Origin of the sequence: Methylibium sp. T29 (assembly GCF_000576205.1) — a bacterium.
GTDB classification, from domain to species: Bacteria; Pseudomonadota; Gammaproteobacteria; order Burkholderiales; family Burkholderiaceae_C; genus Methylibium; species Methylibium petroleiphilum.
This window is the reverse complement of the sequence record NZ_AZND01000123.1, coordinates 1-10,323: the sequence shown is the minus strand read 5'-3', so window position 1 is coordinate 10,323 and position 10,323 is coordinate 1. Positions and strand designations below refer to the sequence as shown.

Genomic DNA, 10,323 nt, shown 5'->3' with positions numbered 1-10,323 from the left:
GGCGGCCAGGTGGCCGGGCAGCGGGGGCGGTCGCGGTGGGCGGGAGCATCGTGCGTCGGGGGCCCGGCCTCGCGGCCTCAGCCGCGCAAGGCCGTGCGCACCTGCTCCACCAGCCGCGCCGCCTCGGAGCCCTGCACCTTGGCGATGTCGTCCTGGTACTTCAACAGCACGCCCAGCGTGTTGTTCACGGTCTCGGGGTCGAGCTGCAGCGCGTCGAGTTCCAGCAGCGCGCGGCTCCATTCGATGGTCTCGGCGATGCCCGGCAGCTTGAACAGGTCGGCGCCGCGCAGCGCCTGGATGAAGGCGACGATCTGCCGCGACAGCGCTTCGCTCGCGCCCGGCACGCGCTGGCGCAGGATCGCGAGTTCGCGGTCGGCATCGGGAAAGCCGACCCAGTGGTAGAGGCAGCGCCGTTTCACCGCGTCGTGCACCTCGCGCGTGCGGTTGCTGGTCAGCACCACGATCGGCGGCGCCGCGGCCTTCACCGTGCCCAGTTCGGGGATCGTGATCTGGAAGTCCGACAACACTTCCAGCAGGTAGGCCTCGAAGGGTTCGTCGGCGCGGTCCAGCTCGTCGATCAGCAGCACCGGCGGCAGCGGCTGCGCCGGATCGATGGCCTGCAGCAGCGCGCGCTGCGTCAGGAAGCGCGGCGAGAACAGGTCGGCGGCGAGCTGCTCGCGCGTGGCCCCGGCGTCGCGCTCGGCGAGGCGGATCTCGATCATCTGGCGCGGGTAGTTCCACTCGTAGGCGGCGCCGGCCAGGTCCAGGCCCTCGTGGCATTGCAGGCGGATCAGCGGGCGCTCCAGCATCGCCGCCACCGTCTTGGCGATCTCGGTCTTGCCGGTGCCCGGCTCGCCCTCGAGGAACAGCGGGCGCTGCAGCCGCAGCGCGAGGTACAGCGCGGTGGCGAGCTGGCGGTCGGCGAGGTAGCCGTGCGCTCGCAGGCGGGCGGCGGTGTCGTCGATGCCGGTGGGGAGGTCGGTCACGTTCAACCAGCCGCCGCCACCGCCCGCCCGGCCAGCACCGGGATCAGCGCGGCGCGGTACTCGGCCGAGCCGTGCAGGTCGGTGCTCAGGCCCTCGGCGTCGACCTTCACGCCGTTGCAGGCGGCGGCCGACCAACCGGCCGCGAGCTTGTCCTCCAGCGCCTTCACGCGCATCACGCCGGCGCCCGCGCCGGTCACCGCCACGCGCACGCCCTGCGGGCCCTTGCTGACGAACACGCCGACGATCGAGAAGCGCGAGGCCGGCTGGTTGAACTTCTGCCAGCCCGCCTTCTCCGGGATCGGGAAGCTCACCGAGGTGATGATCTCGCCCTCGGCCAGCGCGGTCTCGTACAGGCCCTTGAAGAACTGGTCGGCCGGGATGCTGCGGCGGTCGGTGGTGATGGTCGCGCCCAGGCCCAGCGTGGCGGCCGGATAGCAGGCGGCCGGGTCGTTGTTGGCGAGGCTGCCGCCGATCGTGCCGCGGTTGCGCACCTGGCGGTCGCCGATCTTGCCGGCCAGCTCGGCCAGCGCCGGAATGGCCTTCTTCACCTCGGCCGAAGCGGCCACGGTGGCGTGGGTGGTCATCGCGCCGATGGTGACGCTCTTCGCGTCGACCTGGATGCCCTTGAGCTCGGCGATGGCGCCCAGGTCGACGATCGCGTCCGGCGCCGCGAGGTCCAGCTTCATCGAGCCGAGCAGCGACTGGCCGCCGGCCATCAGCTTGGCGTTGTCGGCCCCGGCCGCCTTCACGGCATCGGCCACGGTCGCGGGGGTCTGGTAGGCGAAGGCTTGCATGGTGGGTCTCCTGGTCGGATCGGCGGGCTCAGCGGGCGGCGGTCTGGATCGCCTGCCACACGGTGTGCGGCGTGGCGGGCATCGGCACGTCGCGCAGCCCCAGCGCGTCGCAGATCGCGTTGATCACCGCCGGCGGCGAACCGATCGCACCGGCCTCGCCGCAGCCCTTCACACCCAGCGGGTTGTGGGTGCAGGGCGTGCCCTGGGCGGTCTCGACCACGAAGCTCGGCAGGTCGTCGGCGCGCGGCATCGCGTAGTCCATGTAGCTGCCGGTCAGCAGCTGGCCGCTGTCGGTGTCGTACTGGCCGTGCTCCAGCAGCGCCTGGCCGATGCCCTGCGCCAGCCCGCCGTGCACCTGGCCCTCCACGATCATCGGGTTGACGATGTTGCCGAAGTCGTCGACCGCGGTGAAGCGCTCGACCTTCACCACGCCGGTCAGCGGGTCCGCCTCGACCTCGCAGATGTAGGTGCCCGACGGGTAGGTGAAGTTGGTGGGGTCGTAGAAGGCGTTCTCGTTCAGGCCCGGCTCCAGCTTGTCGAGCGGGTAGTTGTGCGGCACGTAGGCGGTCAGCGAGACCGACGCGAAGGGCACGCTCTTGTCGGTGCCGGCCACCTTGAACACGCCGTTCTCGAACTCGACGTCGGTGTCGGCCGCCTCCATCAGGTGGGCGGCGATCTTCTTGCCCTTGGCGATCACCTTGTCGACCGCCTTCACGATCGCGGTGCCGCCCACCGACAGCGAGCGCGAGCCGTAGGTGCCCATGCCGAACAGCACCTTGCCGGTGTCGCCGTGCTCGATGCTCACGTCCTCGAGCGGGATGCCCAGCTTGTCGGCGACGATCTGCGCGAAGGTGGTCTCGTGGCCCTGGCCGTGGCTGTGGCTGCCGGTGAACACGGTCACCTTGCCGGTCGGGTGCACGCGCACCTCGCCGGCCTCGAACAGGCCCGCACGCGCGCCCAGCGCGCCGGCGATGTTGCTCGGCGCCAAGCCGCAGGCCTCGATGTAGGCCGAGTAGCCGAGGCCGCGCTTCAGGCCCTTGGCCTCGCTGGCCGCGCGGCGTGCGGGGAAGCCGGCCACGTCGGCCAGTTCCTGCGCGCGGCCGAGCAGGGCGGCGAAGTCGCCGGTGTCGTAGGTCAGCCCGACCGGCGTGGCGTACGGGAAGGCCTGGATGAAGTTGCGGCGGCGGATCTCGGCCGGGTCGATGCCGAGGTCGCGCGCCGCGGTCTCGACCATGCGCTCGACCACGTAGGTGGCCTCGGGCCGGCCGGCGCCGCGGTAGGCGTCCACCGGCGCGGTGTTGGTGAACACGCCGGTCACCTCGCAGAAGATCTTCGGCGTGGCGTACTGGCCGGCCAGCAGCGTGGCGTACAGGATGGTCGGCACGCTGGACGCGAAGGTCGACAGGTAGGCGCCAAGGTTGGCCGTGGTGTGCACCCGCAGCGCGAGGAAGCGGCCGTCCCGGTCGGTGGCCAGTTCGGCGGTGGTCACGTGGTCGCGGCCGTGGGCGTCGGTCAGGAAGGCCTCGCTGCGGTCGGCGGTCCACTTGATGGGCCGGCCGACGTGCTTGCTGGCCCAGGTGATCGCGGTCTCCTCCGCGTACAGGAAGATCTTGGAACCGAAGCCGCCGCCCACGTCGGGCGCCACCACGCGCATCTTGTGCTCGGGGATGCCCAGCACGAAGGCGCACATCAGCAGCCGCTCGACGTGCGGGTTCTGGTTGGCCACATGCAGCGTGTAGCTCTCGTCGCTCGGGTTGTAGGACGCGTTCGCGCAGCGCGGCTCGATCGCGTTCGGGATCAGCCGGTTGTTGCGGAACGAGAGCTTGCTCACGTGCGGCGCCGCGGCCACCGCGGCGTCCACGTCGGCGCGGTCGCCGATGGCCCAGGTGTAGCAGACGTTGTCCGGCGCCATCTCGTGCAGCGTGCTGCCGGCCGCCTTGGCGGTGGCGGTGTCGACCACCGGCGCGAGTTCCTCGTAGTCCACCTCGATCAGCGCCGCCGCGGCCTTGGCCTGCGCATGGGTCTCGGCCACCACCAGCGCCACCGCGTCGCCGACGTAGAGCGCCTTGTCGTCGCACAGGATCGGGTGCTTGGGTTCCTTCATCGGCGTGCCGTCGACGCTGGTGATCAGCCAGCCGCAGGGCAGGCCGCCGACGTTGCGGAAGTCGGCGCCGGTGTAGACGCCCAGCACACCCGGCGCGGCCTGCGCCGCGTCGATGGCGATGCCGTTGATGCGGGCGTGGGCGTAGGGCGAGCGCAGGAAATAGGCGTAGGTCTGCCCCTGCTGGATCAGGTCGTCGGTGTACTGGCCGCGGCCGGTGAGGAAGCGCGCGTCTTCCTTGCGCTGGACCGGCTGGCCGATGAAACCCTGGCGTGCGTTCATGGTGTAGGTCTCCTGGGTTCGCGGGGCTCAGGCGCCCATGCCCTTGGCGCCCACCTGGACCGCCTTGACGATGTTCTGGTAGCCGGTGCAGCGGCAGAAGTTGCCCTCGAGGTGCTCGCGGATCCTGTGCTCGCTGCTGTGGTCGTGGTGCTTCACCAGGTCGATCGAGCTCATCACCATGCCGGGCGTGCAGTAGCCGCATTGCAGGCCGTGGCAGGCCTTGAAGGCGGCCTGCATCGGGTGCATCGTGCCGTCGGCCGCGGCCACGCCCTCGATGGTGGTCACCGCATGGCCGGCCGCCTGCACCGCCAGCATGTTGCAGCTCTTCACCGCCCGGCCGTCGAGGTGCACCGTGCAGGCACCGCACTGCGCGGTGTCGCAGCCCACGTGCGTGCCGGTGAGTCGCAGCGTGTCGCGCAGGAAGTGCACCAGCAGCGTGGCCGGTTCGACCTCGCGTTCCACCGCGCGCCCGTTCACCGTCAGTTTCAGCGTTTGACTCATCGCATGTCCCTCGTGCCTTGGTGTGTCGATCCGGAAAGTGTGGCGACGCTCTTCGTGTTTGGCTTACCGCAGGAATCCCTTATGAAATCGATTGCAATGGCTGGCGGGTCGAGTTCGGCGAAAGGTTTCATAGGGGGAAGCGCGCGGTCGACGCGGTGGCCTCGGCGTTTCACGATGCCGCTCCACGGACGGACAACATGGACAACGTCGACCTGCAGGTCTTCAGGACGGTGCGTGACTGGCGCCAAGCCGGGCATCGCGTCGTGCTCGCGACGGTGACGCGCACCTGGGGCTCCGCACCGCGGCCCGTGGGCTCGGTGGTCGCGGTGCGCGGCGACGGCCTGGTGGCCGGCTCCGTGTCGGGCGGTTGCATCGAGGACGACCTGATCGAGCGCGTGCGCGCCACGTCGATCGCCGCGGATCGCCCGGAAAAAGTGTGCTACGGCGTTACAGGTGACGAGGCGGCGCGCTTCGGACTTCCGTGCGGTGGATCGCTGGAACTGGTGGTGGAAACCATCACCGCGCGCAGCGCCATCGACGACTTGCTGGCCCGCCTCGAGCAGGGCGGCCGGGTGACGCGCACGCTGCATCTGGCCGACGGCCGGGTCGAGCTGGCGGCCGGTGCCGGCGAGCTGCTGCTGTTGAACGACGCGACGCTGGTGACCACGCTGGGCCCCGGTTTCCGCCTGCTGCTGATCGGCGCCGGCCAGCTGACGCACTACCTCGCGACGATGGCGCTGGCACTGGACTACGAGGTGCTGATCTGCGACCCGCGCGAGGAATACGCTGCCGCCTGGGCCGTTGCCGGCAGCACGCGGGTGAGCGGCATGCCCGACGACGCCGTGACGGCGCTGCGCCCCGACGCGCACACCGCGGTGGTCGCACTGACCCATGACCCCAAGCTCGACGACCTGGCCCTGATGGAGGCGCTGCAGTCCGAGGCCTTCTACGTCGGCGCGATCGGCTCGCAGGCCAACCAGCGCAAGCGCTGCGAGCGGCTGAAGCAGCACTTCGGCCTCGACGCTGCCGCGCTCGCCCGGCTGCACGGCCCGGTGGGCCTGAAGAACGGCGCGCGCACGCCGCCGGAGATCGCCGTCAGCATCCTGGCCGAGATGACCGCGGTGCGCTACGGCTACCGCATCCTGCCGCCGTTGCCGCCGCCGGGGCCGGCCGCGGTCGAGGCCGGCTGCGCCGTCTGAGCGCCGGGGCCGGCGGCCCGTCCGCAGCGCCTGCAGGGCCGCAGGCAGAATGCTCGGCGAGGACGGGATTTCGATGCACCACGCTCCCCTGCGCTACCAGAGCGGCTTCGCCAACCACTTCGAGAGCGAGGCGCTGTCCGGTGCGCTGCCGGTGGGCCGCAACTCGCCGCAGCGCTGTCCCTACGGCCTGTACGCCGAGCAGTTCAGCGCCACCGCCTTCACCGCGCCGCGCGCCGACAACCGCCGCAGCTGGCTCTACCGCATCCGTCCGGCCGCGATGCACGCGCCGTTCGAGCCGTACGACGACGGCGGCCGGCTGGTCAGCGACTTCTCGACGCTCGCCACGCCGCCCGACCCGCTGCGCTGGAACCCGCTGCCGCTGCCGGCGGCGCCGACCGACTTCGTCGACGGCCTCGTGACCTGGGCCGGTCACGGCGATGCGGGCGTGCAGGCCGGTGCCGCGATCCATCTCTACGCCGCCGACCGCTCGATGCAGCAGCGCAGCTTCTGCAGCGCCGACGGCGAGCTGCTGATCGTGCCCCAGCTCGGCCGCCACCGCTTCGTCACCGAGCTCGGCGTGCTCGAGGTCGAGCCGCAGGAGATCGTCGTCATCCCGCGCGGCCTGCGCTTTCGCGTCGAGCTGCCCGACGGCGCGGGCCGCGGCTACGTGTGCGAGAACCACGGCGCGCCGTTGCGCCTGCCCGACCTGGGGCCGATCGGCGCCAACGGCCTGGCGCATGCGCGCGACTTCCTCGCGCCGGTGGCCGCCTACGAGGACATCGACGGGCCGCACCAGCTGGTCACCAAGTTCATGGGCCGGCTGTGGTCGGCGGCGATGGACCACTCGCCGCTCGACGTGGTGGCCTGGCACGGCAACTGCGCACCGTACAAGTACGACCTGCGGCGCTTCAATGCCATCGGCTCGATCAGCCACGACCACCCCGACCCGTCGATCTTCCTCGTGCTGCATGCGGCCTCCGACACGCCAGGCACCAGCGCCCTCGACTTCGTGGTCTTCCCGCCGCGCATCCTGGCGATGCAGGACACCTTCCGGCCGCCCTGGTTCCACCGCAACGTCGCCAGCGAGTTCATGGGCCTGATCCACGGCGTGTACGACGCCAAGGCCGAAGGCTTCCTGCCCGGCGGCGCGAGCCTGCACAACTGCATGACCGGCCATGGCCCCGACGCCGAGACCTTCGAGAAGGCGAGCCATGCCGACCTGTCGCAGCCCGACGTGATCCGCGACACCATGGCCTTCATGTTCGAGGCGCGCCACGTCTGGCGCCCGACACCCCGGGCGCTGGCCTCGCCGCTGCGGCAGGCCGACTACGCGCGCTGTTGGCAGGGCCTGCGCCGGCACTTCGATCCCGCACGGCGCTGAGCGCGCCGCGCGGGCCGCAGCTTCATCGGTCCCGGGCCTTCGCAGCGGCCTGCGCGGCCGCCTCGTCGTCTCTCAGCTGACGCGCGCGATCGACCACATAGGCCCGGATCGCCTCGACGTCCTCGGCGGCGATGCGTCCCGTCCAGTTCGGCATGCCCTTGTCGGCCAGCGCGCCGCCCAGGACCACCGCATCCCAGGCAGACTTGACCGACAGCATCGGTGAACGGCGCAGATCGGGGATCACGTTGGCGGCGTAGGTGCCGAAGCCGTGGCAGGCCGCGCAGTTTCCGTACAGTGCGGCGCCGCGCGACACGGTCTCGGCCGGCCACGTCTGCGCGGGCACATTGGGAGGCAGGAGCGGTCTGCTGTTGTCCGGCAGCACCGCCCGGCCGTCGAGCTTGAAGGCCAGGATGCGTCCGTGCAGGCCCACCTTGGGTGCGATGGCGAACGGCGCGTGCAGGGCGTTCGAGCCACCGAAGCCGGCCACGACCGCGATGTACTGCTCGCCTCCGACCGCATACGTCATGGCGCCGGCGATGATGCCGTCGAAGCCTGCCAGCTCCACACCTGCCGGCCGGTGTCGGCCGTGTAGGCCACCAGCCGGCCATCGGGCGTGCCCTGGAACACCAGGTTGCCGCCGGTCGCCAGCACGCCCGCCGAGGCCAGGTTGCCGTGCTGGACCCGCCAGGCCTCCTTCTGCCGGACGGCGTCCCACGCCACCAGCGCGCCGCGCGTCTGCATGGCCAGCAGGCGCCGATGCGACTCGCTGCCGGGGCCGGCGAAGGTGGTGGCCTCGATGCCGGTGTTCCAGGTGCCGCGCTGCGGCGAGTACTTGAAGTCGGGCGAGTAGTTGTAGTCGAGCGGCACGTCCTGCACCGGGATGTAGGTGAGGCCGGTCTTCGGGCTGAAGGCCATGGGGTGCCAGTTGTGGGAGCCGAACGGCCCCGGCATGGCCCAGAACGACTTCTTCGTGCGCTCGTAGCGGGCGCCGGGCGCCTCGATCGGGCGGCCGGTCTTCAGGTCGATGCCGGTCGCCCAGTTGACCGTGGTGAAGGGCTCGGCCGAGATCAGTGCGCCGTCCTTGCGGTCGACCACGTAGAAGAAGCCGTTCTTCGGCGCATGGAGCAGCACCTTGCGCTGGCGGCCCTGCAGCGTCAGCTCGGTCAGGATGATCGGCTGCGTGGAGGTGAAGTCCCAGTTCTCGCTCGGGGTCTCCTGGTAGTGCCACTTGTAGGCGCCCGTCTCCGCATCCAGTGCGAGGAGCGAGCCCAGGAACAGGTTGTCGCCCTTGCTGCCCGAACGGTGCTCCCAGCTCCAGGGGTTGCCGTTGCCGGTGCCGATGATCACCTGATCGAAGTCGGCGTCGTAGACGATGGCATCCCACGGCGTGCCGCCACCGCCGGTCTGCTTCCAGGCCCCGTCGTGCCAGGTGCCGTAGGCCTTGCTCATCAGGATCGCGTCCGAGGCCGCGCCGTCGGGCTTGTTCTCGGGGTTCGGCGTCATGTAGAAGCGCCAGGCCAGCGCGCCGGTCTCGGCGTCGTAGGCGCTGACGTAGCCGCGCACGCCGTACTCCGCGCCGCCGTTGCCGATCAGGACCTTGCCCTTGACCACCCGGGGCGCGCCGGTGATCGTGTACGGCCGGGTCTGATCCACCGTGACGGTGGACCACACGAGCTTGCCGGTCTTCGCGTCCAGTGCCTCGAGCCGGCCGTCCAGGGTGCCGACGTAGACCTTGCCGTTCCACGCGGCGACGCCACGGTTGACCACGTCGCAGCAGGCGTCGGCGCCGCGGTCGCCAGGCACCTTCGGGTCATGGCGCCACAGCAGCTTGCCGGTGGCGGCGTCGTAGGCGTAGACCTTCGACCAGCTCGAGGTCGTGTACATCACGCCGTCGATCACCAAGGGCGTGGCCTCCTGGCCTCGTGAGGTGTCGAAGTCGCCGTACCAGGCCAGCTTCAGCCGCGCGATGCTGCGCGTGTTGATCTGGTCGAGCGGGCTGTAGCGGGCCTCCTGGTAGGTGCCGCCGTGCGTCATCCAGTTGGCGGGCTCCTGGGCCGCGGCGGCCAGTCGCGCGGCGTTCACGGGGTTCGCCGGCGCGGCCGATGCGTAGGGACTGCCGGCCAGGGTCGCCGCAAGGATCAGGGGGGTCGCGCCATGGCGCAGGACGGCCTTCCATGAGTGCATGTCGAGGAGCTCCGTTGTGTTCGATGGAATGGGCCCCGCCGACGCGGCAAGGCCGCATTGCGCCGCGGCACGGTGCATCGCGCCGGCGTCGTCGGGTCCGCCGGCCCTGCCGTTCCGCAGCGATGCGCGTGACCGGGGCTGGCGGCAGCGAAAGCGGGCTGCACGGTCGTCACCGTGCGCCTGCGTTGTGGAAATGATCCTCAGGCTCGCGGCGTGGCGCCCACCCGTCGGGGTAGTTTGCGAAGCCGGGCTTCAATGTGGGAAGAATTCACCTGCATCGGCGTCGGCCTGGTGGTGAAGGGGCGCGGCGCTTCTTCGATCCGGCGTCGGCGTTGCAGGGCCTGCCGCCGCAGGCGCAGGTGTACTGCTGCGGCCCGACGGCGCTGATGGAGGCGGTGCGCGCATCGGTGCATGCGCCGGCCGACCGCAGCCTGCTGTCCGAGGCGCAGCGGCGGTCCGGGCGATCCATCATGGTCTGCGTCTCGAGGGCACGCTCATCGGTCCTCGAGCTCGATCTCTGAGCGGCGCTCACGCCCGGCTCACACCCGCTCCAGCACCACCGCAATGCCCTGGCCGACCCCGATGCACATCGTGCACAGGGCGTAGCGCCCTCTGGTGTCGTGCAGCTGGTGGATCGCGGTGGTGATCAGCCGTGCGCCGCTGGCGCCGAGCGGGTGGCCCAGCGCGATGGCGCCGCCGTTCGGGTTGACGCGCGCGTCGTCGTCGGCCAGGCCGAGCTGGCGCAGCACCGCCAGGCCCTGAGCCGCGAAGGCCTCGTTCAGCTCGATCACGTCCATCTGCGCCAGCGTCAGGCCGGTGAGCTGCAGCACGCGCTGCGAGGCCGGTGCCGGGCCGATGCCCATGAGGCGCGGCGCGACGCCGGTGGTGGCCATGC

9 protein-coding genes and 1 pseudogene are annotated in these 10,323 nt (G+C 71.1%); 3 read left to right on the top strand and 7 right to left on the bottom strand.

Features of this window, described 5'->3' with window-relative positions:
- Positions 1–77 precede the first annotated feature (77 nt).
- The 4 genes from x551_RS14125 to x551_RS14110 are packed head-to-tail and all read right to left on the bottom strand — an operon-like array spanning position 78 to position 4,664.
- Positions 78–986, bottom strand: a complete 909-nt coding sequence (locus tag x551_RS14125; protein ID WP_036249087.1) for a MoxR family ATPase — start codon at positions 984–986, stop codon at positions 78–80.
- 2 nt (positions 987–988) lie between these two features.
- Positions 989–1,780: a xanthine dehydrogenase family protein subunit M gene (locus tag x551_RS14120; RefSeq protein ID WP_036249084.1), complete on the bottom strand. Its 792-nt coding sequence runs from the start codon at positions 1,778–1,780 to the stop codon at positions 989–991.
- A gap of 28 nt (positions 1,781–1,808) precedes the next feature.
- The gene (locus x551_RS14115; RefSeq protein WP_036234409.1) at positions 1,809–4,163 is read right to left on the bottom strand and encodes a xanthine dehydrogenase family protein molybdopterin-binding subunit; all 2,355 of its coding nucleotides are present in this window, start codon (positions 4,161–4,163) and stop codon (positions 1,809–1,811) included.
- A 27-nt stretch (positions 4,164–4,190) separates the two neighbouring features.
- Positions 4,191–4,664 (bottom strand): (2Fe-2S)-binding protein, encoded by a 474-nt coding sequence (locus tag x551_RS14110; protein WP_036234407.1) that lies wholly within the window; start codon positions 4,662–4,664, stop codon positions 4,191–4,193.
- 197 nt (positions 4,665–4,861) lie between these two features.
- Here x551_RS14110 and x551_RS14105 point away from each other — a divergent pair, with 197 nt between their 5' ends.
- Together x551_RS14105 and hmgA are read left to right on the top strand one after the other, a co-directional pair.
- Positions 4,862–5,863, top strand: coding sequence for an XdhC family protein (locus x551_RS14105; protein WP_036234405.1), 1,002 nt, complete (start codon positions 4,862–4,864; stop codon positions 5,861–5,863).
- 73 nt (positions 5,864–5,936) lie between these two features.
- Positions 5,937–7,244 carry a homogentisate 1,2-dioxygenase gene (hmgA, locus tag x551_RS14100; protein WP_036234404.1) on the top strand — a complete coding sequence of 436 codons (1,308 nt, stop codon included), beginning with the start codon at positions 5,937–5,939 and terminating at the stop codon, positions 7,242–7,244.
- A gap of 22 nt (positions 7,245–7,266) precedes the next feature.
- Here the strand turns inward: hmgA and x551_RS26505 are convergent, their stop codons facing one another.
- On the bottom strand, positions 7,267–7,770 hold the full coding sequence (locus x551_RS26505) for a cytochrome c (RefSeq protein ID WP_216701326.1): 504 nt from the start codon (positions 7,768–7,770) through the stop codon (positions 7,267–7,269).
- A complete protein-coding gene (locus x551_RS14095) occupies positions 7,767–9,428 on the bottom strand; it encodes a PQQ-dependent dehydrogenase, methanol/ethanol family (RefSeq protein WP_216701325.1) in 1,662 nt (553 codons plus the stop codon). Before x551_RS14095 ends, x551_RS26505 begins: the two co-directional genes overlap by 4 nt.
- Positions 9,429–9,685: 257 nt before the next feature.
- On the opposite strand from x551_RS14095, the gene x551_RS14090 reads away from it, so the two are divergent.
- Positions 9,686–9,949, top strand: a complete 264-nt coding sequence (locus x551_RS14090; protein WP_011828478.1) for a hypothetical protein — start codon at positions 9,686–9,688, stop codon at positions 9,947–9,949.
- A gap of 18 nt (positions 9,950–9,967) precedes the next feature.
- On the opposite strand, the pseudogene x551_RS14085 reads toward x551_RS14090, so the two are convergent.
- Positions 9,968–10,323: pseudogene (locus x551_RS14085) on the bottom strand (3-oxoadipyl-CoA thiolase); the annotation flags it as partial.

Excerpts from the sequence above, each read along its gene's own strand:
- x551_RS14095 (WP_216701325.1), bottom strand. The coding sequence starts at position 9,428 with ATGCACTCATGGAAGGCCGTCCTGCGCCATGGCGCGACCCCCCTGATC.
- x551_RS14105 (WP_036234405.1), top strand. The coding sequence starts at position 4,862 with ATGGACAACGTCGACCTGCAGGTCTTCAGGACGGTGCGTGACTGGCGC.
- x551_RS26505 (WP_216701326.1), bottom strand. The coding sequence starts at position 7,770 with ATGACGTATGCGGTCGGAGGCGAGCAGTACATCGCGGTCGTGGCCGGC.
- x551_RS14115 (WP_036234409.1), bottom strand. The coding sequence starts at position 4,163 with ATGAACGCACGCCAGGGTTTCATCGGCCAGCCGGTCCAGCGCAAGGAA.
- hmgA (WP_036234404.1), top strand. The coding sequence starts at position 5,937 with ATGCACCACGCTCCCCTGCGCTACCAGAGCGGCTTCGCCAACCACTTC.
- x551_RS14110 (WP_036234407.1), bottom strand. The coding sequence starts at position 4,664 with ATGAGTCAAACGCTGAAACTGACGGTGAACGGGCGCGCGGTGGAACGC.
- x551_RS14120 (WP_036249084.1), bottom strand. The coding sequence starts at position 1,780 with ATGCAAGCCTTCGCCTACCAGACCCCCGCGACCGTGGCCGATGCCGTG.